At 64.2% G+C, this 26,568-nt stretch carries 15 protein-coding genes and 1 tRNA gene; 5 read left to right on the forward strand and 11 right to left on the reverse strand.

The features are described 5' to 3' along the window. Positions 1-107: 107 nt before the first annotated feature. Entirely contained in the window at positions 108-905 is a 798-nt protein-coding gene (locus tag FJ948_RS18935) for an RlmE family RNA methyltransferase (RefSeq protein WP_140706995.1), read from the reverse strand. 238 nt (positions 906-1,143) lie between these two features. Next, on the reverse strand, positions 1,144-2,502 hold the full coding sequence (locus tag FJ948_RS18945; RefSeq protein ID WP_140707308.1) for a Ppx/GppA phosphatase family protein: 1,359 nt from the start codon (positions 2,500-2,502) through the stop codon (positions 1,144-1,146). Between the two features lie 355 nt (positions 2,503-2,857). On the opposite strand from FJ948_RS18945, the gene FJ948_RS18950 reads away from it, so the two are divergent. The 4 genes from FJ948_RS18950 (at position 2,858) to FJ948_RS18965 (ending at position 6,519) form a co-directional block, all read left to right on the forward strand. Then, positions 2,858-3,790 carry a lysylphosphatidylglycerol synthase domain-containing protein gene (locus FJ948_RS18950; RefSeq protein WP_140706997.1) on the forward strand — a complete coding sequence of 311 codons (933 nt, stop codon included), beginning with the start codon at positions 2,858-2,860 and terminating at the stop codon, positions 3,788-3,790. Between the two features lie 174 nt (positions 3,791-3,964). Continuing rightward, a tRNA-Gln gene (locus tag FJ948_RS18955) sits at positions 3,965-4,038 on the forward strand. Positions 4,039-4,137: 99 nt separating this feature from the next. After that, complete coding sequence (locus FJ948_RS18960) at positions 4,138-4,770, forward strand: hypothetical protein (protein ID WP_140706999.1); 633 nt, start codon at positions 4,138-4,140, stop codon at positions 4,768-4,770. A 63-nt stretch (positions 4,771-4,833) separates the two neighbouring features. Beyond that, positions 4,834-6,519, forward strand: coding sequence for a hypothetical protein (locus tag FJ948_RS18965; protein ID WP_140707001.1), 1,686 nt, complete (start codon positions 4,834-4,836; stop codon positions 6,517-6,519). Between the two features lie 14 nt (positions 6,520-6,533). Here FJ948_RS18965 and FJ948_RS18970 read toward each other — a convergent pair whose 3' ends face one another. Beyond that, positions 6,534-7,220 (reverse strand): D-lyxose/D-mannose family sugar isomerase, encoded by a 687-nt coding sequence (locus tag FJ948_RS18970; protein WP_140707003.1) that lies wholly within the window; start codon positions 7,218-7,220, stop codon positions 6,534-6,536. Between the two features lie 184 nt (positions 7,221-7,404). Between FJ948_RS18970 and FJ948_RS18975 the strand changes: the two genes are divergently transcribed. Further along, positions 7,405-8,463 carry a D-TA family PLP-dependent enzyme gene (locus tag FJ948_RS18975; protein WP_140707005.1) on the forward strand — a complete coding sequence of 353 codons (1,059 nt, stop codon included), beginning with the start codon at positions 7,405-7,407 and terminating at the stop codon, positions 8,461-8,463. A gap of 297 nt (positions 8,464-8,760) precedes the next feature. Here the strand turns inward: FJ948_RS18975 and FJ948_RS18980 are convergent, their stop codons facing one another. From FJ948_RS18980 to hutI, 8 genes are all read right to left on the reverse strand, one after another. Next, on the reverse strand, positions 8,761-9,519 hold the full coding sequence (locus tag FJ948_RS18980) for a heme ABC transporter permease (protein ID WP_140707007.1): 759 nt from the start codon (positions 9,517-9,519) through the stop codon (positions 8,761-8,763). A gap of 103 nt (positions 9,520-9,622) precedes the next feature. Further along, complete coding sequence (locus tag FJ948_RS18985; RefSeq protein ID WP_140707009.1) at positions 9,623-11,392, reverse strand: glucan ABC transporter ATP-binding protein/ permease; 1,770 nt, start codon at positions 11,390-11,392, stop codon at positions 9,623-9,625. A gap of 370 nt (positions 11,393-11,762) precedes the next feature. Next, the gene (locus FJ948_RS18990; protein ID WP_140707010.1) at positions 11,763-20,348 is read right to left on the reverse strand and encodes a glucoamylase family protein; all 8,586 of its coding nucleotides are present in this window, start codon (positions 20,346-20,348) and stop codon (positions 11,763-11,765) included. A gap of 288 nt (positions 20,349-20,636) precedes the next feature. Then, entirely contained in the window at positions 20,637-21,215 is a 579-nt protein-coding gene (locus FJ948_RS18995) for a HutD family protein (RefSeq protein ID WP_140707012.1), read from the reverse strand. 11 nt (positions 21,216-21,226) lie between these two features. Then, positions 21,227-22,900: a urocanate hydratase gene (gene hutU / locus FJ948_RS19000; RefSeq protein ID WP_181173714.1), complete on the reverse strand. Its 1,674-nt coding sequence runs from the start codon at positions 22,898-22,900 to the stop codon at positions 21,227-21,229. 25 nt (positions 22,901-22,925) lie between these two features. Then, positions 22,926-23,741 (reverse strand): N-formylglutamate deformylase, encoded by an 816-nt coding sequence (hutG, locus tag FJ948_RS19005; RefSeq protein WP_181173715.1) that lies wholly within the window; start codon positions 23,739-23,741, stop codon positions 22,926-22,928. Next, complete coding sequence (gene hutH, locus FJ948_RS19010; RefSeq protein ID WP_140707016.1) at positions 23,741-25,273, reverse strand: histidine ammonia-lyase; 1,533 nt, start codon at positions 25,271-25,273, stop codon at positions 23,741-23,743. Before hutH ends, hutG begins: the two co-directional genes overlap by 1 nt. Then, the gene (gene hutI / locus FJ948_RS19015) at positions 25,270-26,502 is read right to left on the reverse strand and encodes an imidazolonepropionase (protein WP_140707018.1); all 1,233 of its coding nucleotides are present in this window, start codon (positions 26,500-26,502) and stop codon (positions 25,270-25,272) included. Before hutI ends, hutH begins: the two co-directional genes overlap by 4 nt. Positions 26,503-26,568: the final 66 nt, after the last annotated feature.

The following is a 26,568-nucleotide window of genomic DNA, read 5'->3' on the forward strand; positions in this document are numbered from 1 at the left end:
TTCGATGTCCCCCGGCCCTTCGCTATGGCTGCGGGCGCTCGAGTCCTTCGGAACGTCCACTGGACGTTCCGATCCGCCTGACGGCGGAGCGGTAGTTGGTGGGCCAGTCAGGCCTCAGCGTCCCCCGGCCCTTCGCTATGGCTGCGGGCGCTCGAGCCCTTCGGAACGTCCACTGGACGTTCCGATCCGCCTGACGGCGGAGCGGTCTCTCGCCCTTTGAAGTCTTTCGCCAAGAGATAAAGCTCGACCGATTCGTCGCGCGATGCCGGCGGCTTGACGTGGTGGACGGAGCGGAAATTCTTCTTGAGCATAGAGAGAAGTTCGTTCTCGGCGCCGCCCTGGAAGGTCTTGGCCAGGAAATGGCCGCCGGGCTTCAGGACCGACAGCGCGAAATCGGCCGCCACCTCGCACAGATGCATGGTGCGGATATGGTCGGTCCGCTTGTGGCCGGTGGTCGGTGCCGCCATGTCGGACAGGACGACGTCCGGGTCTCCGCCCAGCGCTTCGGCCAGCTTCTGTGGAGCCTGCGGATCGAGAAAATCCATCAGCAGCACCGGCGCACCGGGCACGGCGTCCATTTCCAGATAATCGATGCCGATGACATGCGGGTTCTCGGCCGTCGATTTCGTGCGCGCGGCCGCGACCTGACACCAGCCGCCGGGGGCGGCACCCAGATCGATGACCTTCATGCCGGGTTTCAAGAGATGGTGCTTGTCGTCGATCTCGATCAGCTTGTAGGCCGCACGCGAGCGATAACCATCGGCCTTGGAGCGCTGGACATAGGGATCGTTGATGTGGCGCTGCAGCCAGCGGCGCGACGATTCCTTCAGGCCGCTCTTCTTCTTGATCCGCGTCTTCAGCACGCGGATGCTGGCCGAACCTGGTTTTTCCGGTTTCTTGGTCATCGGCCAGTTTCCTGTTCGAGCATGATCTTTCGGCGGCTGCGCATTTGAGGACCGCCTTCCCCCACTCCGTCGCTGCTTCGCAGCGCCACCTCTCCCCCCTCCGGAGGGAGAGGAAGGGAGCCAGCCTGGCCAAGCTCGCGCCCTTCCTCTCCCCCGTCGATCGGGGGAGAGGTGGCGAGCGAAGCTCGACGGAGTGGGGGTCGACTGTTCACCAAAGCACCGCGGCGGCCTCTCGGGATCATGCCCTCCCACGCCCATCATTGCGCCAGACGCCGTCATCGGCCATCAGCTCGCTCAATATGCCTTCGCGCAGGCCCCGATCGGCGACGCGCAGCCGTTCCGACGGCCAGACGGCGCGGATCGCTTCGAGGATAGCACAGCCGGCGAGCACCAGATCGGCGCGGTCGGCGCCGATGCAAGGGTTGGCGCAACGTTGCTGGAAATCCCAGCCAACCAGCCTTTCGACCATGCGGTCGACGCTGTCGCGATCCATCCACAGGCCGTCGACCCGGCGGCGGTCGTAGCGTTCGAGATCGAGATGGACGCCGGCCAGTGTCGTCACCGTGCCAGAAGTGCCGAGCAGGTGGAAATTCGGGCTGGCCTTGAGGTGGCTCAGCCGGTCGCGGCCGTCGAAGGCGGCAAGCCTGCCTGCGACGTCGTCGACCATGGCGGTGAAGATCTCACGCGTCACGGTGCGGCCGCCAAAGCGTTCGGCCAAGGAGACGACGCCGACCGGCAGCGATGTCCACGACACGATGTGGTTGGCCAGCCGCGGCGAACGGCGACCGGTGAGATCGATCAGCGCGATCTCGGAAGAGCCGCCGCCGATGTCGAACAGCACGACGCCCTGCGTGTCGCGCTCGACCAGCGAGCCGCAGCCGGAAACCGCAAGACGGGCTTCGGTCTGGCGGTCGATGATCTCAAGCTTCAGGCCGGCCTCGCGTTCGACGCGTTCGAGAAACTCGACGCCATTCTCGGCCGAGCGGCAGGCTTCCGTGGCGATCAGCCTTGCCTTCCTGATCTTGCGGCCGCGCAATTTGTCGCCGCAGACCTTGAGCGCCTCGACGGCGCGGTCCATCGCCGGCTGGCCGAGCCGGCCGTTGGCGGTGAGCCCCTCGCCCAGCCTGACGATGCGCGAAAAGGCATCGATGACGCGGAACTGGCCATGGCGGGTGGGAACGGCGACCAGGAGCCGGCAATTGTTGGTACCGAGGTCGAGTGCCGCGAAAACGGGAAGCTCGTGCAGCGGCGGCCGGCGGTTGCCTTGCTCGGGGCGTGGCAACGGAACGGCGGGCGCGATCGTCTGAACCGCCACCGGTTTCAAGTCCAATGCGGCGACGGCGACCTTGCCTTGCACCGGCAACCGATTCTCGTCGGGGCGTGCCTCGTCGCGCGCGAAAACCTTGCGCCCACGCCTTCGCTTGCGCCGCTTCTTGGGCTTGCCTTTCTGGGTCGCGTCGCCCACCTGCCCATTCACGGAGCGAGGCTCCGTCGGGCGGCGTTGCTGCCAACCGGCTGTCCCCGGGCCTGATGACCCCGGGGAAGCGCTGGACGCGCCCACCTCCGGCGCGCCTGCGCCGGTGTCGCGGTCTTCCACTGTCGTTCCTTCCGGCGCCGCGCGAACCGGTGACGGACGCAGCAGGCGCTTTGGCATGTTTCAAGTTGCCGTCAGACTAACAGTGCCGCGCCCGATCACCAAGACCCGCATGCCGAATTTTGCCGGCTGGCGGCGCGGGCCTGCTTTTGCACTGGCGTAATGTACCGGCAAGGCCTGGCTGGTAGCGCAACATCGTCGCGGGACGCGGCAAATCGGGACAGCATCCGCCGCGACAAGTGTTCGCGGTTGAATAGCCGGCTTCAATGAGGCATTTCTGAAATTAATGAGGAATTCGGGGCGCGGTTGGCCTCTCGACAGAAAAGGACGCGGACAGGCAACGCATGGCAGTCGGGCAATGAACTGGAAACGCTTTTTCTGGCCGGTCGTCGGCATCGGCGCGGTGATCTTCTCGCTGCTGCTGCTCTGGCACGAATTGCGCGGCGTCTCGCTCGACGACGTCTGGGACGGGCTGGCGGCCATTCCGGCTCGCGACTGGATGCTGGCTGGCTTGAGTTCGGTCGTCGCCTACGCCGCGCTCGCCGGCTACGATCACATTGCGCTTCTTCATATCGGCAGACGAGTGTCGTGGCTGTTCGTGACGCTCTGCTCCTTCACCACCTATGCGCTGTCGCACAATATAGGCGGCTCGGTGTTTTCCGGCGCCGTCATCCGCTACCGCGCCTACGGCACCAGGGGCTTGACGGGCCAGGAAGTCGGCGTGCTGGTGGCGATCTGCTGGATAACCTTCGTGTTGTCGACGATTCTCGCCGCCGGCCTCGTGCTGGTGTTCGAGCCGCAGATTATCGACCGTTTTTCCGGCATCGCCCATCACGGACTGTCGAAGGCGGCGGGCATCGCCATGCTGATCCTCATCGCCGCCTATATATTCGGCAGCTGGCTGCATCTGCGCCCGCTGAAGATCGCCAGCTTCCAGCTTCACTATCCGGCGCTGCCGATTGTCGTCAGGCAGTTGCTGATCGGCCCGATCGAACTCCTGGCGGCAGCCGCGATCATCTTCTTCGCCCTGCCGGAGGTGCACAATCCCGGCTATTTCATCGTGCTCGGCGTCTTCCTCGTCTCCTTCTCGGTCGCCCAGATCTCGCACGCGCCGGGCGGCCTCGGTGTGTTCGAGGTGGTGTTTCTCGCCGGGCTTTCCGACATGGACCCTGTCGGCGTGCTGGCCGCGCTGCTGGTGTTCCGGCTGTTTTATCTCATCATCCCGCTGATTCTGGGCCTGGGCATCGTGCTGTTCTTCGAACGCTCGCAATTCAGCCGCAAGGAGAGCTGAGACGCGGATCGCACGCAGTGGAAAACGCCGGCTTTCGGAGCCAGCGACAAAAGCTGGCAATTGAAGCGCAGAGCAGGCTTGACTATTTTCCGCTGGCGGCTACAAGGCAGCGCTCACAGCGGCTAGCCCGCTCGGCCCGCGCGGTTTCACGTTTATCGTGAAAATCACGCCTGCTGGGGAATAGGTTAACGGTAGACCCACGGACTCTGACTCCGTTAGTCCTGGTTCGAATCCAGGTTCCCCAGCCAAAATTCGATAGCACTCATCACTCCGATCCTCGGTATATGTGATGGCGGCTCGCGCGTTCACGGCTAAGCTTCTTGAAGATTCCCGCACGAGCCCGCCCGATGGTCACTGACACCGAGTTCATCCGCGAAAGCATCAGCCAGGGCTGCGTGATGCTTGCCGATGACGAGTTCTCCATCGACAGGCTGGTGAAATATGTCGGCAACGGGAGGGTGCGGTGGCACGTCGAGTTTCGTGGGCATCGCATTGAGTTCACGACCGGCCAGCTCAAGAAGCAACCTACCTTCCGAAGGAAGGTGCTCGAACAGGCCGGTGTCCTGCCGCCGCAGCGTGCCGGGGCCAGCTACAGGCGATGGGCTATCGACCTGCGAAAGAATGCCGTCGAACTTCCCTGGCGGGATAGGCCGGTCGATGCCGGTTTCGCCGTAGACGGGCTTGTCAGCCATGGCGGCGACCGCTGGACTGTTGACTACCAAGGCAAGGCAATCAAGTTCACGACGACCAAACTCCGCCGGCAAACCAGTTTCCGCAAGAGGATGCTGCTCAAGGCCAAGGTGCTGCCGCCGCGGTTGGACGCGGCTGCCTATCGGAAGTGGATGGACTGGCTGATTCAAAACGCGGCGGAGGCTGCTCCGCAGCCCGGCGATGAAGTGATGACCGAGAAAAGCTGGCTTGACGACCTGCCGGACCTGGCTGGCTGGCGAAACGAACCGGCGCCCGGAGGGACAAAATAAGGGCGGCGGGCCAGAAAGGAATCTGGTCTGGATTGCAATCGACAACAGTTGGAACGAGAATTCATGGACCGCTTTGACCTTGGCACCTACCGACGCTCGATCTCCACCCGCTCCGCCGAGACCCAGCGCTGGTTCGATATCGGGCTCAACTGGTGCTACGGCTTCAACCACGAGGAAGGCATCAAGTGCTTTGAGAAGGCGCTGGAGACCGATCCGGATTGCCCGATGGTCCACTGGGGCATCTCCTACGCGGCCGGGCCTTTCTACAATCTCACCTGGAAGGAGCATGGCGAAGCCGAGGCCGAGAGTGCGACCAGGCGCTGCTTCGAGCACGTCCAGTTGGCGCGTGCCAGCGTGGCCGCCGCTGGCGACGTCGAAAGGCAACTGATCGAAGCGCTGGCTTGCCGCTTCCAGAAGCCGCACCGGGTGAGCCCGCAGGAATTCGAGCAATGGGATGATGCCTATGCCGCCGCGATGCGGCGGGTCTATCAGAACTTTCCCGACGATCATGACGTGATGGCGCTGTTCGTCGAGGCGATGATGATGCGGACCGTGCGGCGCCTGTGGGACCTCAAGACCGGTGAACCGGCGCCTAATTCCGATGTCGTCGAGGCGCTGGACGTCTGCGAGCGCTCGATCCGGCTCGCCGACGAGGCCGGCATCGCCCAGCATCCCGCGATCGTCCATTTGCACATCCATCTCCTGGAAATGTCCACCATGCCCGAACGCGGCATCCGCTCGGCCGACCTGCTCGGCGAGATGTGCCCCGATGCCGGGCACATGAACCACATGCCGGGGCATATCTATGTGCTGTGCGGAGATTATGAGAAGGCCAGGCTTGCCAGCGAGAAGGCGGTGCGCGCCAACGACCTTTATCTCGCCTATGCGGACGAGCCGACCTACTACCTGCTCGGCTGCTGCCACGATCTGCACCTGATGATGTTCACCTGCATGTTGTCAGGCCAATACCGCCCGGCACGGTGGGCCGCGAACGAGGTGCGCCGCCTGGTGACGCGCGATGTGGTCAGCATGCCCGACCGGCCAAAGCTCACCCAGACGGTCGAAGGCTATCACGCAATGAAATCGCATGTTGAGGTGCGCTTCGGCCGCTGGCGGGAGATCATCGACGAGCCGATGGCAGCGGGGCCGGATCTCTATGTGCTGACCGCTGCCATGCAGCACTACGCCAAGGGCGTCGCGCATGCGACGCTGAGACAGTTCGCCGAAGCCGAGCGGGAGCGAGAACGGTTCCACCTGCATCTCGAAGGCATCCCAGCCGAGCGCCGTTTTCTCAGCAACCCGGCCCGCGCCTCGCTTGCCGTCGGTGCGGCCTTGCTCGACGGTGAGCTTGCCTATCATCAGGGCCGGCACGAGGAGGCCTATGGTCATCTCAAGCGCGCGGTCGAGATGGACGACAATCTGTCCTACACCGAGCCGTGGGCCTGGATGCACCCGCCGCGCCATGCGCTGGCGGCGCTGCTTCTCGACCAGGGCCATGCGGCGGAAGCCGAGCAGGTCTATCGCGACGATCTGGGGCTGAGCGGCAGGGTGCAGCGCTGCGCCCAGCACCCGGACAATGTCTGGGCGCTGCACGGGCTGGTGGAATGTTTGAGCCGGCGCGGCGAGGCTGAGGAATTGCCGGCGATGCAGTCAAGGCTTGCCGCGGCGCTGGCCAGGGCCGATGTGCCGATCACTTCGTCCTGCCTGTGCCGGACGAGCGTGCAATCAGGGGCAAGCTGCTGTCATTGAGCGTGGCGCCTGAACTAGGCCAGCCACTTCTCGTAATCCGCCACCAGAAGGTGGAGGGGAGCGACGTCCTCTTCGATGTTGGAGAAACGGCCGATGGGCTCGCGGAAGACATTGTCGGTGAGGTCGTCGTTGACGGTCGAGACCTCGCCGATCAGCACGTCCTTGCCCTCGGCCCAGAAGGCATGCCAGACGCCAGGCATCAGCGTGACGCTCTGGCCCGGATCGAGCTTCAGGAGCCCGCCGGCCGGCAGCCTGTGGATGGTGCCGTCGACAGGCACCGAAACCTCGGCCCTGGGGTCGATGCCGCCATCACGATCATGCATGAACAGTTCCAGCACCAGCTTGCCGCCACCCCGGTTGATGATATCCTCGGCCTTGACGTTGTGGCGGTGCATCGGCGACAGCTGGTCCTTGCGCGAGATCATGATCTTCTCGGCGTAGAGCATGCCCATGCCCTTCTTCATGTCCTCGTACCGGCCATTGCGGGTGGTGAACAGGAACAGGCCAAGTTCGTGGAACTTCTCCTGGCCGTAATCGGTGATATCCCAGCCCATCCGCGAGGTGTGGATGGCCGAGGAGTCGACCTGGCGCGCCTTCATTTCTTCCGGCGACCAGTAGGCGAAGGGCGGCATGACGTAGCCGAACGAGCGGATGAAAGCGTCGGCTTCGCGGATGATTTCGTTGATGGCGGAGCGTTTCATGATCGTGACCCTTCGTGTAGATTTTTCCGACAATCGCATAGCCGAACGCCGCTGCGGTGTCGATCCATCTTGCCCGTTCGAGCCTTGCGCGTCCCGCGCATGGCCCACCGATCCAGCCTGCTGGCCGCATGACATCGCCGGCTTTCAGGCTCATAACGCCTGCGGACTCCACGGGATATAGCCGATGCCGACCATCCATGATCTCGATACGCCGTCGATCCTCATCGACGTCGCGCGCGCCGAAGCCAACATTGCGCGCGCGCAGGCCCATGCCGACAAGAACGGACTGAAGCTCAGGCCGCACATCAAGACGCACAAGCTGCCTTATTGGGCAAAGAAGCAAGTGGCGGCGGGTGCCGTCGGCATCACTTGCCAGAAGATCGGCGAGGCCGAGGTGATGGCCGATGCCGGGCTGACGGATATCTTTCTCCCCTACAACATCCTTGGGCGCGCCAAGCTCGAACGGCTGCAGGCGCTGCACGGCCGCGTCACGCTGTCGGTCACGGCCGACAGCGTGCAGACGCTGGAGGGGCTCGCCGCCACCTTCACCGATACCCGGCATCCGCTATCGGTCCTGGTCGAATGCGACACCGGCATGGGGCGCTGCGGCGTGCAGACGGCCGATGAGGCGGTTGCGCTGGCGAGAGTGATCGACCAGGCTGGCGGTCTCGCCTTTGGCGGGCTGATGACCTATCCGGCCGCCGGCCGCGCGGCTGAAGCCGAAGCCTGGCTTGCCGAAGCCAAACAGGCGCTGGCCACTTCAGGGCTCGCGTGTGAGCGCATCTCCAGCGGCGGCACGCCGGATATGTGGCGTTGCGCCGATGCCTCAGTCGTCACCGAATACCGGCCCGGCACCTATATCTATCTCGACCGCTACCAGGTCGCCAAAGGCGTCGGCACGACAGACGATTGCGCGCTGACGGTGCTCGCGACCGTGGTCAGCCATCCGACAGCAACGCGCGCCATTCTCGATAGCGGCAGCAAGGCCCTTTCCAGCGATACGCTGGGGCTAAAGGACTTTGGAGAGTTGATGGGCGTGCCGGGGGCGCTGGTGACGGGCCTGAGCGAGGAGCACGGCACGGTCACGCTTTCGGGCGACGGCAAGCTGCGCATCGGCGAGCGCGTTCGCGTGGTGCCCGACCATTGCTGCGTCGTCACCAATCTGTTCAACGACGTCAACCTGATCGACGGTGAAAAGGTGCTGGAAACACTGCCGGTGGCAGCGCGCGGACTGATGGGGTGAGCGGCCTTCCTTTTCCACCTTGCCACGTGGTTCCCCCAATCCGTCGCTGCTTCGCAGCGCCACCTTTCCCCCTCCGGAGGGAAAGGAAGGGAGCTTTCTTTTCTGGACGAGCGTTGACGGCAAAAAGCCTGGTGCCTTTCCTCTATCCCGTCGATCGGGAGAGAGGTGTCGAGCGAAGCTCGACGGAGTGGGGGTCGACCTGCGCGGCATAAGACAATGAATTCGCCAAGCTGCCATGCACGCCATGGCCGAAGACCAGCTGCTTGGAAATTCCGTAGCTTCCCTTGTGAGAGAAGCTTAAGTCCGCTCCGCCTGCCGTGCCGCCACACGCCGCATGGCGATGACGCGGCGGCGTCGGATCTCCGTGCGCATGGCCATCAGGTGCAGCGTGAAGAACAGCACCGTGAAGCCGACGGCCATCACCAGCAGCGGCCAGAGCAGGCTGGGATCGATGGTCGGGCCGCCGAGCCGGAACACCGAGGCCGGCTGGTGCAGCGTGTTCCACCAGTCGACCGAGAATTTGATGATCGGGATGTTGATGAAGCCGACCAGCGTTATGATGGCGGCGGCCCAGGCGGCGCGGCTGGCGTCATCCAGCGCGCGGGTCAGCGCGATGATGCCGAGATACATCAGGAACAGCACGAAGACCGAGGTCAGGCGGGCGTCCCAGACCCACCAGGTGCCCCACATCGGCTTGCCCCAGATCGAACCGGTGATCAGCGCCAGCGCGGTGAAGACCGCACCGATGGGGGCCGCCGATTTAAGCGCGACGTCGGCCAGCGGATGGCGCCAGACCAGCGTGCCAAGCGCGGAGACCGCCATCAGCGTGTAGCACATCATGGCGAGCCAGGCGAAAGGCACGTGGATGTACATGATGCGCACGGTGATGCCTTGCTGGAAATCCTCGGGCGCGGTGAAGCTCATATAGAAGCCAGCAGCGAGAACGAGCGTGGCGAGCGCCGCCAGCCACGGCACAAGCCTGTCCGCCAGCCCAACGAACCGGGTCGGATTGGCAAGATCGGTCCAGCCGCTCAGGCGTGAAGTCGTGTCACTCATGCGACTTTACATAGACCGCCGATGCGATTGGAGCAATCGAGCGGTGGTGTCGCGGCAGCTCTTACCTTCTCCCACAAAGGGGAGAAGGGAGAACTGTCATCGCTCAGGCCGCCTCGTGTACGGAGCGGCTGAGGCGGCGGACTTCCTCGTCGTTGAGCAGGCCGCCGGCGCGCAGCAGGCTGGCGAAACGGCCGTTGCGCAGCGACAGTTCGGCGAAGCCACCCATCTCGATCACCCTGCCCTTGTCCATGAACACGACCAGATCGGCGTCGCGGACGGTGGTCAGGCGGTGGGCGATGATGAAGGTGGTGCGGTCGCGGCGCAATTCGTCGATGGCTTCCTTGACGCGATCCTCGGTCTCGACGTCGAGCGCGCTGGTCGCCTCGTCGAGCACCAGGATCGGAGCATCCTTCAGCACGGCACGGGCAATGGCGATGCGCTGGCGCTCGCCGCCGGACAGCTGGCCGCCACGTTCGCCGACCACCGTGTCATAGCCATTGCTCTTGGACAGGATGAAATCCTGCGCCGCGGCCGCGGTGGCTGCGGCATGGATCTCGTCATTGGTCGCATCGGCGCGGCCGACACGGATATTGTCCTCGATCGAGCGGTTCAGCAATCCGGCATCCTGGAACACGGTGGCGATCGAATGGCGCAGCGACTTGCGGGTCACGATGCGGGTATCGATGCCGTCGATCAGGATGCGACCGCTGGACGGCGAGAAGACGCGCTGCAGCAAGTTGATGAGCGTGGTCTTGCCCGCACCCGTCGGTCCGACGATGGCGACGGTCTGGCCAGCCTGGACCTCGAAGGAGACATCGCTGACGCCCTGCCCCGAATTGGCGAACTCGAAGCTGACATCCTCGAAACGGACATGGCCGGTGACATTGGCAAGATCGCGCAATCCATCCGGCTCGGCGGTGTCGGCGGCCGAGTCCTCAAGCTTGTAGAAATCCTCGAGCTTTGCGCGAGCTTCCGAAATCTGGTTCGCGAAAGCCGACATCTGGTCGAGCCGCGAGATCAGGAGCGTGGCGAAGCCGGTGAAGGCGATGACGTCGCCGATGCGCAGCTGGCCGTGGGTGACCAGATAGGCGCCGATCAGAAGCACCACCATCATCGAGATCGTCGACGACAGGCGATTGAGCGCATTGGCGATAGCCCACCAGTCCAGCACCGGGTTCTGCGCGTCGAGCAGGTTCTTGACGTAGCCGCGCAGCGTCTCCGCCTCATGACCGAGACGGTTGTAGCTCTGCAGCACGGCGACGTTGCTCACCGAGTCCGTCACATGCGCGAACACCTTGTGATAGTGGCGCTCGACGGCGGCTTGGCCTTCCTTGGTGCGCTTCATCACCAGGCGGCCGATGCCGACATAGAGAACGCCGAGGACGAGCAGGACCATTGACATGCGCACATCCATGCTGAGCGCGGTCGGAACCAGCAGGACGAGTGCAACAGCCGTGGACAAATGCTGGCGCATGAATTCGAGCCAAAGGCTGAACAGCGTCTCGACGGCGCGCAACAGCGTATGGAGGGCGTTGGAGGTGCCGCGCTGGTGATGCCAGGCGAGCGGCATGGTGATGACGCGCTCGAAGGACTGGCACAGCACTTCGCTGCGCCGAGCGTGCGCGAACCGGTCGGCACCGCGCGCCACCAGCACGAAAGCGAGAACATTGAAGGCGCCGATGCCGGCCCAGACCGCAAGCGTGGAGAAGACCGAACCCTTGTTGGCAATCGCGTCGATGACCCGGCCAAACATGATCGGCTCGAGGATCGCGATGGCTGCGAGAGCGACGTTGGCCGCACAGATCAGCGCGACGCGCTTCTTGTCGGCAGCCAGATACCCCAGCGCTCTCCAATAGATCTGCAGAAGTGACACTTCAGCTACTCCGCCAACATTCTATTGTGCCCAATACCAATATTGTGCACTGCACCATTCCTGACACGTAACGGTTGATGCGTCGCAAAACAATGCCCGTCTATCGCTTCCGTTCCCATTTAGCGAACAAAACATGACGACGATACGAAATCTGGCGTGATCACCTAACGGATTGAGATAAAAGGTGAAATGCCAGCGTTGCGGCAAAATCATGGCAGCGGCCTAGCGTTGCCACATTTTTAATCACCGTAAGCCGGAGAGGTCGGTTCCAAGGCGCGCGGCCGACGCCGCCCCGGATCCCGCGCAAGTAACGGGACGCAGCTTCGCGCGTCCCGAAGGACGCACGAGCCGGTGACCCAACCTGTTGATTTTACGCCGGTATCTTGACCACGACCTCGGTCTGGCCACCGGCCTTTGGCTCGAAGGACGCCGATTTTGTCTTCGAACCATCGACTTCGAGCGAGATCGTCTTGGTCTTTTTGTCGCGAATGACCTGCACCTTGATCTCGGCGCCCAGCATCTTGAGCGACGCCCGATAGCCGTCCCAATGACTGGGCAGCTTCGGCCGGAACGTGATCTGCTTGCCGCGCCGTTCGATACCCAGGATGCCTTCGACCGCGGCCCGGTATAGCCAGCCCGCGGAGCCGGTGTACCAGGTCCAGCCGCCGCGTCCGCCCTTGTCGTCCCCGGCATAGATATCGGCCGCCACCACATAGGGCTCGACGCGGTAGTGCTCGGTCGAGGCCTCGTCGAACGCGTGATTGACCGGGTTCAGCATCGAGAAGCAGCGGTAGGCCTCGTCGGTCTGCCCCATCTCCGCCAGCGCGATGACGAACCACGTCGCCGCATGGGTGTACTGGCCGCCATTCTCGCGCACGCCAGGCGGATAGCTCTTGATGTAGCCGGGATCCTTGTCCGTCTTCGAGAAGGGCGGCGTGAAAAGCTTTACGATCTTGAGGTGATCGTCGACGAGCAACTTCGTCGCCTGCTGCATCGCCGTCGTCGACCGCGCCGGGTCGCCCTCGCCCGAAAGCACGCTCCAGGACTGGGCGATGGAGTCGATCTTGCACTCCTGCGATGAACGCGACCCCAAAGGCGTGCCGTCATCGAAACTGCCGCGCCGGTACCATTCTCCGTCCCACGCCGTGCTTTCGAGCGCCCGCTTCAGCGCTTCGGCATGCTTTGCCCAGGCTTGTGCGCGCTTGGTGTCGCCCTCGCTCCTGGCGACCGCGGCGAAGTCGCCAAGCGTCTTCAAGAGGAACCAGCCCAGCCACACGCTCTCGCCCTTGCCGTGCTCGCCGACACGGTTCATGCCGTCGTTCCAGTCGCCGCCGAGGATCAGCGGCAGTCCGGCTGGACTGCTGCGCTTGATGGCAAGGTCCAGCGCACGCGCGCAGTGATCGTAGAGCGACACTGTCTTCTTCGAGATTTCCGGGGTGAAGAAGGCGTCATGCTCGCCTTCGCCCAGTGCCTGGCCGTCGAGGAACGGCAGTTGCTCCTTCAGGATGGTGGCGTCGCCGGTGACCGTGAGATAGCGCGCCGTGGCGTGAGCGAGCCACACCACGTCGTCGGAGATCAGAGTGCGCACGCCGGCGCCGGTACGCGGCAGCCACCAATGCTGCACGTCGCCCTCCGGGAACTGCCGTCGCGCGGCGTTGAGGATCTGGTCGCGCGCCAGCGTCGGATCATGCGCCAGCAAGGCGAGTGTGTCCTGCAACTGGTCGCGGAACCCGAAGGCGCCGCTTGCCTGATAGAAAGCCGAGCGGGCGCGGATGCGACAGGCAAGGCTCTGATAGGGCAGCCAGTGATTGACCATGGCATCGAGGCCCTTGTCCGGCGTCTCGACCTGGATGGTGTCGAGGAAGGCACGCCATTCGCGCTCGTTGTCGGCCAGGCGCTGGTCGAAGTCCCCGCCCCGGTGCTTCTGCACCAGCGCGCTCGCCTGCGCCGAGGACTCGGCATCGCCGAGCAGCCAGATCAGCGTGACGTCGCCGCCAGCCGGAATCTCGATGTCACGAGCGATCGCCGCGCACGGATCGTCTCCGGCCTCGACGCGGCCAGACAGGGCCGAACCGCTCAGCACCGCCTGCGGCAACTCGCTGGACCCGTGCCGGCCGAGGAACTCGGCCCGGTCCGTCGTCACCGAGTGGATGCCGGTGTCGGCGGCGAGGAAGGCCACGCGCTCGCTGAAATCCAGCCCATAGGGGTTTTGCGCCATCAACGCGCCGGTGGCGCCATCACGGGACGGCACTATGGTTGCCGCCGTGCGCGACCTGTGCCCGCCAAGCACCCACTCGGCGTAGGCATAGACGCGCAACCGCGCCGGCACCGAGCCGGAATTCTGGATGCGCAGCCGCGTAATCTTCACCGGATCGACGGGATCGACGACATGAGTCAGGTCCATCGACAAAGGCCCCCGCTTCGAGCGGAAGGTCGAGAAGCCCTGGCCATGCCAGGCCTCGTAGGTCATCGAGGGATCGCGCACCACCGCGGCGATCGGGGAGAACGCCCTGCCGCTGGCCTGGTCGTAAATATAGATGCCCTCGCCCGGCCGGTTCGAAACCGGATCGTTCGACCACGGCGTTATCTGATAGTCACGGCTGTTGCGGCTCCAGGTGAAGGCAGCCCCCTCGGCCGAGGTGTGGAAGCCGAACGAGGCGTTGGAGACGACATTGATCCAGGGCTGCGGCGTGGTGCGCCGGCCAGTCAGGCGCACCACATAGTGCCGCCCGTCGCCGTCGAAGCCGCCGAAACCGTTCCACTGGCTGAGGCCGGAGCCGTCGGCGCTGACATCGGCCACCGCCGAGGCAAATGCATGCATCTGCGGTGCGGGCGCCGGAATTTCGCGCGGAGCCGGCAATCCAGCCGGCTGCAGGCCATCGCGCGCCTGCAGGGCAGCCGCCTCGGCCCGTTCGATCTGGTCGAAGATGGTGCCGTTGCGCGTATGCAGCACGACCCGGGCGACGGCGAGCAGCGTCTTGTAGGTCGTCTCCTCCATCAGGTCGCGGCGCACCGCGAAAATGTGCTGGCGGGGTCCGAGTTCCTTGCCGCGCAAGCGGCTGTTTTCGCACAACGTCTCGACCGCGCGCTGCAGATCCTGGACATAGGAGGAGGCCTGCTCATTGACGACGACGAAGTCGATCATCATGCCGCGGGTGCGCATATATTCCTGGAAGCGCAACGCCTGGGCAACGATTTCCAGATCGGCGACATCGCCGATCCTGACCAGGAAGATCGGGTAATCGCCCGAAATGCTGGTCGGCCACAGGCTCGATTGCTTGCCCAGGCCGGAAGCGATGGACTCGGCGGGCAGCCGCAGGAACGGGTCGGGATAGATCAGATAGCGCGCCAGTTTCTGCACATTGGCGGCATCGGTCAGGCTGAGGCCCAAATGACGGGTCTGCACCTGGCTGCGCGTCCAGGCGAGCATGGCCTGGCGGGCAAAGCTCTCCTGATGGTCGAGCCGGTTGATGGCCTCTTCCAACTCGGCGCGGTTGGCCCCGACGACGGTCCAGAAGGTCAGCGATATCTTCTTGTTGGCCGGCACCCGCACCTGACGGCGCAGCGAGGCGATGGGATCGAGGGTGAAGCCGGAATGGCCACGAAGCCGGGCGCCTGGATCGAAGGCCGCGGCATCGACGATGGTGCGGCCACGCCCAATGAAGGCGCGCCGGTCGGTCTCGGCCTCGGCATCGCGAGAGGGTCCCGACGGATCGGTGACGAAATGCACCAGCGTGACATCGGGTTCGCTGGTTTCGCGCTTGCGGCGCGTGGCGAAGATCGCACCGTTGTTGGGAGCGATCTCGGTTTCCACGAACATCTTCGAGAAAGCCGGATGCGCGTTGTCGGAAGCCTCCGAACCCAGCACCAGTTCGGCAAAGGACGTCACCTCGATGTGACGGTCGGATGTGCTTTCATTGTAGAGCGTGATCCGGCGGCCTTCGCCATTGCCTTCGGAAATGACGATGCATTCGACCTCGGAGCGCAGCGTGCCGACCGATTTCACGAAGCTCGCCTTGTCATCGGAAAACAGGGTTTGCGTCTTTTCCTCGGCCGCGTGCTTGGGCTCCGAAGTCGCCGACCACCAGTCGCCAGTGGCCGCATCGCGCAGGAAGATATAGGAGCCAAGCCGATCCTCGACCGGATCAGGCTGCCAGCGGGTGACGGAAAGATCGCCCCAGCGGCTGTAACCGGAACCGGTCGCGGTCACCATCACCGAATAGCGGCCGTTCGACATCACATTGGTCGAACGCAGCGCCCGCAAGGGATCGAGCACGATGCGGGTATCGGGGCTCTCGGTTTCGGTTTCGTCCTTGGAGCGCTCGTCAGCCTCGGTGCGGACGGTGGCGGTCGGAATGTCGCGCGGCGCCCTCTCCTGCAGCAGCAGTTCGGCCGATTCGATCACCGGATCGCTGTGGAAGCGATCACGCAGGCGACCTTCGAAGATGGCGTCGGCGACAGCGGCGATCGACATGCCCGAATGGTGGGCATAGTAATTCAGCACGACCGCATGGTTGGTGCCTTCCGGCACGCGCTGCGGCGTGAAGTCGACCGCATCATAATAGCCATGAGGGCCAAGTGCGCCGATCTCGCGCAGCCGGGCCAGGTTCTGCACCGCTTCGCGCGGGTTGAACTGGGCCGCCAGGATAGTCGCGTAAGGCGCGATCACCGTGTTCTGGCCGAGGCCACGCTTCAGCCCAAGCCCCGGCACGCCGAAATTAGTATACTGATAGGTCAGTTCCCGATCGCGAGCGTTGTAGGCCGCTTCCGAGATACCCCACGGCACGTTCTTCTGGCGGCCGTATTGGATCTGGCGCTTGATGATCAGCTTGCTGGTCTGGTTGAGGATGGAGCCTTGCGGCTCCTTCATCACCAGTGGCGGCATCAGATACTCGAACATCGAGCCGGACCAGGACATCAGCGCGCCCTGGAAACCGATCTCGACGATCGGGCGGCCAAGCCTGAACCAGTGTTCGGTCGGCAGGTCGCCCTTGGCGATGGCGAACAGGCTGGTCAGCCGCGCCTCGGAGGCCATAAGGTCGTAGCAGCTTTCGTCGAGCTGATGTTCCTCGACCCGGTAGCCGATCGACAAGAGCTTGCGCTCCGGGCGCATCAGGAAGGCGAATTCCATCTCGAAGGCGAAACGGCGGGTGCGCTCGCGCAAGGTGAGCAGCTTGGCACGCAGGGCCTCGACAGCGTTTTCGTCGCTGTGGGCGTCGTGGACGTGCGCCTCGCAGGTGGCCTCGAGCCTTGCCGCCCAGTCGACGATGACGTCGCTCTGCGGCGATGCGGCCTCGGTGTGAATGGCGGTGGCGAGCTTGCGGATTTCGCCAGCCAGGACCGCAAGGTTGATGGTGCGGATCGAGGCCATTTCCGGCTGCGCCTTGATCGTCTCGACGGCACGCCGCATGCCGTCGAGGCGATCGACGAGGCGTTGGCGCAGCGGCCGCAACTGACGGCGGTCGTCAGGCAGTTCATCGAGGCTTTCGCTCAGAATGGTGACGGTATCGAGAATACCCTCGAAATCGCCCTGCAGGTGGACGGAAGGCGCTTCCGCCCATTCCGCGCAGGCCGCCGCCACCGCCACCAGGTGACCGGCGAGATTGCCGCTGTCCACCGCCGAGATATAGAGCGGGTAGAGCGGCTTCAGCGTCGTGGTGTCGTACCAGTTGAAGAGATGGCCACGATGACGCGGCATGCTCTCGATGGTGGTCATGGTGGCGTCGATGCGCGTGATGGCATCGGACAGGCTGATCCAGCCGAAATCGCGCGCCGAGACGACCGAGAGCAGATAGACGCCGATATTGGTCGGCGAGGTACGCGGCGCCACCACGGGCGCCGGGCTTTCCTGGAAATTGTCCGGCGGCAGATTGTGATGCTCCGCCGTCACGAAGCTTTCGAAATAGTGCCAGGTGCGGCGCGCCACGGTGCGCAGCGTGTGGATGTCGGCCTGCGATATGCGCAGCCGGTCCTCGGTTTCGGCGGAGCGGCTGATCCAGCTCGCGATCGCCGGCGAGCCGATCCAGAACACGGCAAAGAAGAAGGCGACGAAGGCACCGGTGGAATCGGCCAGCACCGGAATGGCTAGGCCGACAAAGCCGATGATCACGGCGCCATACATCATGCCGTAATAGGAGCCGACATCATTGTCGCCGGCCTTGTGCGCCTGCGAGGCGGTGCGCCATTCCAGAAGGTTCTGCCGGCTGACGAACAGCCGGTAGAGCGTGCGCACGATGGCGTCGCCCATCATCCAGGCATTGTGCGCCATCAGCACGATCTTCAGCGCCACCATGGCGGTGCCGAAGGCGACGTCGCGCGCCAGCGCCGAGAAATGGCCGCGCGGTGTCTGGTCGCCGCTCTTGGGCAGGATGGCGTTGACGACGTCGAAGGTCGGCGCCATGAACAGGCTGAGGATCAGCAAGGCCTGCCACTGCGCGGCCTGCGTGAAGGGCAGCAGGGTCCAGCCGGCGATGGCCGCCAAGACCCAGAAGATCGGCGTCAGCGAGCGGCGCAGATTGTCGACCATCTTCCAGCGCGACAGGGCCGGGACGCCGGAGCGCGGGTTGAAGATGTAGCCCAAGAGCTGCCAGTCGCCGCGCGCCCAGCGATGGTGGCGCGAGGCATCGACCGAGTAGCGGGTCGGGTAATCCTCGACCAGTTCGACGTCGGTGACCAGCGCGGCGCGCGCCAGCGCGCCTTCGAGCAGATCGTGGCTGAGAATGGTGTTTTCCTCGATGCGGCCCTGCAAGGCGGCCTCGAAGGCATCGACGTGATAGAGGCCCTTGCCGGTGAAGGAGCCGTCGCTGAAGACGTCCTGATAGAGGTCCGAAACAGCGAAGACATAAGGATCAAGGCCGCGATTGGCCGAGAAGACGCGCTGGAAGAACGAGGCTTCGTCGCCGCTGGTGAGCGAAGCGGTGATGCGCGGCTGCAGAATGGTGTAACCGGCGGTGACGACGCGCCTGGTGGCGTCGAAATGCGGGCGGTTGAGCGGATGGCAAAGCTTGCCGACAAGGCTCGATACCGCATCGCGGGTGGTGCGGGTATCGGCATCGAGCGTCATCACATGGACGACCTTTTCCGGCAGCGGCACCTCGAGCGGCAGGAAGGTGGTATCGCTGTCGCCGCGCAGCAAGAGATCGAGCTCGTGCAGCTTGCCGCGCTTGCGCTCCCAGCCCATCCAGCACCCCTGCGCGGCATTGTACAGCCGGCGGCGGTGCAGGATGTAGAAGCGCGGTGCGCCTTCGGAGGGATAGCGCGCGTTGAGACGGGCGATTTCGGCACGGGCGAAATCCAGGATCTCGGTGTCCGCCGCATCGACCTCGATCTTGCTGTCGGGCCAATCCGACAGCAGGGCGAAATGGATCTCGTCCGCCAGATTGGCGAGGTAGTGCACTTCGATGTTGCGGATGTTCTCCTCCACATCGTCGCGCGAGCCGATCAGCGACGGCACGACCACCAGGGTGCGCGCCTCGGGCGGCACCCCATGCCTGTAGTCGTAGCCAATCAGGCGCGTTGGCTTGAGGAACAGCGAAACCACGGTGTTGAAGAAGGCGAGCGCGCCTTCGCTGGCCGGCACGGCAAACAGCGCCAGCATCAGCACGATCGACGGCACCGACAGGCCAAGATTGCCCAACGCATTGCCTGTCAGGACAAGCAGCAACACCGTCAGCGCGAAAACGGGGAGCACGATGCCGAGCCAGCCGGTCTTGGCGAAGGTCCGCTTCACCATCTGGCTGATCGTGGGCCGGTAACCGATCGCCTTTTCCAGCTCCAGCCGGCGCGGGCCGACGAGATAGAAACCGACATCGGTATGGTCGGATCCAGCCTGGGTATCAGCCTCTTCAGCTCCCTGCGGGACCGTTCCGCCGGCGGCGTGGCCGGCCAGCTCAATGGCTTTTTCGGCGACACGGTACTCCGACAGGTTCGAGCGGCGTGCCAGTTCCTCGATCGCGGTGCGATATTGATCGCGCGAGAAGAAGTCGAGCGCGGCGAAATCGGTGCGCTCGCGCAACACGGTATCGATACGGCTGACGCCTTCGAACCACACCGTCCAGTCGACGTCGTTGATGAGGCGCAGACCACGCACGATGTTGCCGGTGGTGACATTGCCGCTGGACAGCGTCTGGTGCTCGGAAATGATGATTTCCTCGGCGTCCGAGCCGGTCTTTTCGAGCTCGCCTTCCAGCCACTCCAGCGCCTTGCCGGCGTTCTGCGAGCCGTCGCGCAGGCGATAGAGAAGCTGAGTCGCGAAGGTGGTGTCCTGCGCGTGCGCGCTGAAATTGGCGAGGATCGCCTGCCGGTCCGGATTGTCGTCGGTCGCCAGCACCTTGTCGGCCACGTCGTTGGCGATCTGGCGCATCTGGCGGGTGCGGTTGACCCTGACCGCCAGGCGGCGGAGGTTCTCGATCAGCACGAAGCGCAGAAGGGATGGCAGCGCCCAGAGTTCGCCGATCTTCAGCGGTTCGACCGACTGAAAGCCCTGGACGATGGACTTGAACATGGTCGCCGAGACGGAACTGTCGGAATGGGCGACATAGGTCCAGGCCAGCGCCAATGCGCGCGGCACGGTGCCGCCATCGGGCAGTTTCAGCGTCGGCAATTGCCGGTAGAAGCGGCGCGGCAGGTCGCGTTTGACCTGGAAAATGGTTTCCTCGATCAGATAGTTGTTGTCGAGCAGCCATTGCGCGGCGGGCGTGATGGTTTCGCCCCTCGCCTGCGCGGCATTGGTCGACCGGTAGACTTCGAGGATCTTCTTGGCGCTGTCGCGGATCCGAGCCTGGAAGTCGAACGGGATCAGGCCGAACAGATCCGCCAGATCGCCCTTGGCCAGACTTTCGCCGAGCAGCCGGAGCCGTTCTTCCGGCAGGAATGTCGATCTTATCGGCTCTTCCGTGATGGCAGGAAAGCTCGCGCTTGTCTTCTCGATCTGGGCTGGATTTGTCTGAATATTCATTGAAAATTCCGTAAGCGGGCACTCAGCGGCGTCACCGCTACGGCAATGGCCCTAAAACCGGTTCAAATGCAATTGGTTGCATCAACCCCTATGCCGAAAGTTTGTTTCCGCACCACGACAGGGCGTCATCTTTCGACCAACCCAAAGACGAGCGCCCCTCGCTCCCGTCAAGACCGATCGACGGAGAGGATTCGGGCTTTTTCGTGATGCCGACGCCAGCTTACGCTATATTTCGCCGGCATCGCGATCATGTTTGGAAACAGGCGGTAACCGTTGGCAACAAACGCGTCAGGCGGCACCGATTATCCGGATCACGAAGAGGATCGCATCCGGCTCGGGCTGAACCCGCAAGACAGCGGCATCAGGTCCGAGCAGCAAGGTGTCGAGCGGCCCGAGACGAATGGGCGCGGTGCCGGGGAAAATGGCATGGCCTGCATGACAAAGGATGAAAGTGGAACCTGCGTCGGTCCGGATTTCCACAGGCGTTGAAATCGCCAGACGCTCGACCTGATGCAACATGCGGCCGCGACGCGTCATGACGTTGAGATCGGTGATCGGGCCGGCGATCAGCGCGGCGCTCGTCGGCTGGTCGGCCGGAAAGGAAAATGGCCGGGAGGCCGCCGTCATCCGCTCCGGTGGCCGGCCCGCGACGTCAAGCACGATCCCCTCGCCTTCCAGCACCGACAGCGTGCGGTCGATGCCGGAAAAGCTGGAGAATGGCCCGCTCGTCTCGACCCGGGCCATCGAGACGCGCCAGTCGAAATCGTCGAGCCCGGCGCCATCGGGCGAGACGGCGATCTCGGTCGTCGTGCCGCCGCCGTTCTTCCACGGCATGACGCGGTAATCGGCGGCACGAAGGATGCGCATGACGTCAGCCGTTACCCGAGAATGCCGGGCAGGTTGAGCTGGTGCTCCTTGGCGCATTCGATGGCGATGTCGTAGCCGGCGTCGGCGTGGCGCATCACGCCGGTCGCCGGATCGTTCCACAACACCCGTTCCAGGCGCCTTGCAGCATCCGGCGTGCCGTCGGCGACGATGACCATGCCGGCATGCTGCGAAAAACCCATGCCGACGCCACCGCCATGGTGCAGCGACACCCAGGTGGCGCCCGACGCGGTGTTGAGCAGCGCGTTTAGCAGCGGCCAGTCGGAGACCGCGTCAGTGCCGTCCCTCATCGCTTCCGTCTCGCGGTTCGGCGAAGCGACCGAGCCGGAATCGAGGTGATCGCGGCCGATGACGACCGGCGCCTTGAGCTCGCCCTTGGCCACCATCTCGTTGAAGGCGAGACCAAGCCTGTGCCGATCGCCGAGACCGACCCAGCAAATGCGCGCCGGCAGGCCCTGGAATGAGATGCGCTCGCGCGCCATGTCGAGCCAGTTGTGCAGATGGGTGTTGCCGGGGGTGAGTTCGCGCACCTTGGCGTCGGTCTTGTAGATATCCTCGGGATCGCCGGAGAGTGCGGCCCAACGGAACGGGCCGATGCCTCGGCAAAAGAGCGGACGGATATAGGCCGGCACGAAACCGGGGAAGGCAAAGGCATTTTCAAAGCCTTCGTCCTTGGCGACCTGACGGATGTTGTTGCCGTAGTCGAGGGTCGGCACGCCAGCGTTCCAGAACGCCACCATCGCCTCGACATGCTCGCGCATGGAAGCGCGCGCCGCCTTCTCCACCGCCTTGGGGTCGCTGACGCGCTTTTCGCGCCATTCGGCCATCGTCCAACCCTTCGGCAGATAGCCGTTGATAGGGTCGTGCGCAGAGGTCTGGTCGGTGACCATATCAGGGCGGATTCCGCGCCTGAACATTTCGGGCACGATCTCGGCGGCATTGCCGAGCAGGCCTACGGACTTCGCCTCGCCGGCCTTGGTCCAGCGCTCGATCATCTCCATGGCCTCGTCGAGCGTCTCGGCCTTCTCGTCGACATAGCGGGTGCGCAGGCGGAAATCGATCGAATCGGGATTGCATTCGATCGCCAGGCAGGAGGCGCCGGCCATGACGGCGGCCAGAGGCTGCGCGCCGCCCATGCCGCCGAGACCACCGGTCAGGATCCATCTTCCCTTCAGATTGCCGCCATAGTGCTGGCGGCCGGCCTCGACGAAGGTTTCGTAGGTGCCCTGCACGATGCCTTGCGTGCCGATATAGATCCAGGAGCCGGCCGTCATCTGGCCGTACATCATCAGGCCCTTCTTATCGAGCTCGTTGAATTTCTCCCAGGTCGCCCAGTGCGGTACCAGGTTGGAGTTGGCGATCAGCACGCGCGGCGCGTCCGGGTGGGTGCGGAACACACCGACCGGCTTGCCGGACTGCACTAGTAGCGTCTCGTCCTCGCCAAGCGTCTTCAGCGAGGCGACGATGCGGTCGAAATCGTTCCAGGTGCGCGCCGCCCTGCCGATGCCGCCATAGACGACCAGCTCGTTGGGGTTCTCGGCGACCTCGGGGTCGAGGTTGTTCATCAGCATGCGTAGCGGCGCTTCGGTCGTCCAATAGCGGGCGTTGAGCTTGTCGCCGCGGGGGCTGCGCACTTCGCGGATGTTGTGGCGAGGGTCGGTCATCATTGTCCCTTTCGGATGAGGCGGCGCGTCAGCGCCCGGCCCAGTCAATGGCGGTTTGGAGAATCTTTCTCAGCGTGGCGCGGATCGGCGCGGCGAACGTGGCGTCGTAGGGTACCGGCCAGTTGTCCGGCGTGCCCTTCCCTTCGGGTTCGCGCATATAGCCGCGATTGGAGAGTTCCATCTGCAGCGCATGCACGCCCTGAAGCGGCAGGCCGAAATGGCGCGTGATCCACCCGCCCTTGAAGCGTCCGTTGACGACAAAGGTTTCGCCGGTTTCAGCCATGATCAGGTTGACCGTCGCCTGCAGCGTCGGATCAGCGCTTTTGCCGTCGTTCGTGCCGAGATTGAATACCGGCAGCGTGCCTTCGAACAGGCGTGGCAGCACCGAGCGGATCGAATGGCAGTCGTAGAGGACAATCTTGCCGTGCAGGCTGCGCAGCCTGTCGATCTCGGCCTGCAAGGCAGCGTGGTAGGGTGTGAAGAACTTCTCGCGACGCTCGTCGATCTCGGACGGGCCCGGCTCTTCGCCCTGGCGGTAGATCGGATCGCCATCGAAGGTTTCGGTGGGGCACAGGCCGGTGGTCGCCTGGCCTGGATAGAGCGAGGCACCGGATGGATCGCGGTTGACGTCGATGACGGTGCGCGAGATCGCCGTGTGCACGACGGTCGCGCCAAGGTCAGTGGCGAAATCATAGAGATTGTCGATCCACCAGTCGCAATCGCGCCGACCCAGCCATGGCGACACCAGCCGGCTTTCGAGGCCGGCAAGGTCGATGCCGGTGTGCGGGATCGACACCAGCAGCGGTGCCGTGCCCTGAGTAATGGTGAGCCAGGATGATGTCATCAGGCAATCCCCGGCAGCGTCACCGCGCTTGCCGCCTTCACCGTTGCGCCGCTGCGCACCATGGCGATGGCCTTTTCCATGTCGGGGTGGAAATGGCGGTCATTGTCGAGATGCGGCACCTCGGCGCGGACCAGCTTGCGCACGGCTTCGAGCGCGGCGCTGGAGGCGAGCGGCTGATGGAAGTCGCAGCCTTGCGCGGCGGCCAGCAATTCGATGCCGATCACCGCCGTCGCATTCTCGACCATGCCGATCAGGCGGCGTGCGCCATGCGCAGCCATCGAGACGTGGTCTTCCTGGTTGGCCGAGGTCGGGATGGAATCGACCGATGCCGGATAGGCCTTCTGCTTGTTTTCCGAAACGAGGGCCGCCGCCGTTACCTGCGGGATCATGAAGCCGGAGTTGAGGCCGGGCTTGGGCGTCAGGAAGGCGGGCATGCCCGACAGCGCGGGGTCGACCAGCATGGCGATGCGGCGTTCCGACAGCGAACCGATCTCGCAGACGGCCAGCGCGATCATGTCGGCGGCGAAAGCCACCGGCTCGGCGTGGAAATTGCCCCCGGAGAGCGCGGTGTCGTCCTCGGCGAAGATCAGCGGGTTGTCGGTGACGCCATTGGCCTCGGTGCCGAGCGTATCGGCCGCCTTGCGCAACACATCGAGGGCCGCGCCCATGACTTGCGGCTGGCAACGCAGGCAATAGGGATCCTGCACACGCTCGTCGCCGACACGATGCGATTCACGAATAGCGCTGCCGGCCATCAGATTGCGCAGCGCGTCCGCCGTCTCGATCTGGCCACGGTGTTTTCTCAGCAGATGGATGCGCGGATCGAAAGGGGCGTCGGAGCCTTTCGCCGCATCGGTTGACAGCGCGCCGGCGACCAGCGCCGACTGGTAGAGCACTTCTGCCTCGAACAGCGCGGCCAGCGCATAGGCCGTCGAAAACTGCGTGCCGTTGAGCAGCGCCAGACCTTCCTTGGCGCCCAATGTCACCGGCTCCAGCCCGTGCGAGACGAACGCGACCTTGGCTGGAAAGCGGCCATGCGGGGTAAAGCATTCGCCGACGCCGATCATCACCGCCGTCATATGCGACAGCGGGGCAAGGTCTCCGGAGGCGCCGACCGAACCTTGCGCCGGCACCACCGGGATGACGTCGTTGGCGAGCATCGCTTCCAGCAATTCGATGGTTTGCGAGCGCACACCAGAGGCGCCCTGCGCCAGGCTCGCAAGCTTCAGCGCCATCATCAGCCGGGTAATGGCGACGGGCATCGGCTCGCCAACGCCGGCGGCATGCGACAGAACGATGTTGCGCTGCAGGGTCTCCAGATCTTCGGCCGGGATGCGCACGCTGGCCAGCTTGCCGAAGCCGGTGTTGATGCCATAGACCGGCTCGCCCTTGGCAACGATGCGCGCGACAGCCTCGGCGCTTGCCTTGATTTTTCGGCGGCAGCCATCATCCAGTTTCGGCACGGCGCCCCGATAAATGGCGCGCCAGTCGGCCAGCGTGGCGTTGCCAGGCTTCAGGGTCAGTTCGGTCATTGTCCTCTCCAGATGCGGGCATGCAGCGGGTTGAAGCCCATGCGGTAGACGAGTTCGGCGGGACGCTCGATCTCCCAGATCGCCAGGTCGGCGGATTTGCCTGATACCAGCGTCCCGATCTCGCCGTGCAGGCCCAGCGCACGCGCGGCCTCGCGGGTGACGCCGGCAAGACACTCGTCGACCGTCATGCCGAACAGCGTCGCCGCCATGTTCATGGTCAGAAGCAGCGAGGTCAGTGGCGATGTGCCGGGATTGTTGTCGGTGGCGACAGCCATTTTCACGCCATGCTGGCGAAACAGGCCGATCGGCGGCTTCTTGGTCTCGCGGATGAAGTAGTAGGCGCCAGGCAGAATCGTCGCGACGGTCCCCGCCCTGGCCATCGCCACGGCGCCTGCTTCATCGGTGTATTCGAGATGATCCGCCGACAACGCGCCATAGCGGGCGGCAAGTTCGGCGCCGTGCAGGTTGGATAGCTGGTCGGCGTGGAGTTTTACGGGCAAGCCGAGCGCCCTGGCCTTGTCGAACACGCGCGCCATCTGCTCGGGCGAAAATGCGATGCCTTCACAGAACCCGTCGACGGCATCGGCCAAGCCTTCGGCGGCGACGCCGGGAAGGATTGTGTTGGCGACGAGATCGACGAAGGCGTCCTTGTCGCCCTTGGCTTCGGGCGGCGGCGCATGGGCTGCCAGGCATGTGGTGCGGACCGTTACCGGGCGTTCATTTCCCAGCCGTCGCGCGGCGCGCAGCGACTTCTTTTCATTGTCGAGATCGAGGCCATAACCGGACTTGATCTCGACCGTGGTGACGCCTTCCGCCATCAGCGCGTCAAGGCGCGGCAACGTCTGGGCGACCAATTCGTCCTCGCTGGCGACGCGCAGCGCCTTGACCGAAGAGACAATGCCGCCGCCGGCCCTGGCGACCTCTTCATAGGTGGCGCCGGCCAACCGCATCTCGAACTCGTTGGCGCGGTTGCCTGCGTGGATCAGGTGGGTGTGGCAGTCGATCAGGCCGGGCGTGATCCAGCGGCCTTCGCAATCGACGGTCTCGCCCTGGGCAAACGCCGAGGGCATCTCGGATTCGGAACCGGCATAGACAATGCGGCCGTCGCGCACCGCGACCGCGCCGTGTTCGACGATGCCAAGTCCGGCGGAATTTTCGGCCATGGTCGCCAGATGCGCATTGCGCCAAAGGCGAAGCCCTCCCGCTTGGCTCTTGCTCTCTCCAGCCATCATCTTTTCCAATTGAAAGGATGACGATTATGTATATACATATTGAAACGCACTGCAAGTGCTATT

This window comes from Mesorhizobium sp. B2-3-12 (assembly GCF_006442205.1).
In the GTDB taxonomy this organism is placed as follows: Bacteria; Pseudomonadota; Alphaproteobacteria; order Rhizobiales; family Rhizobiaceae; genus Mesorhizobium.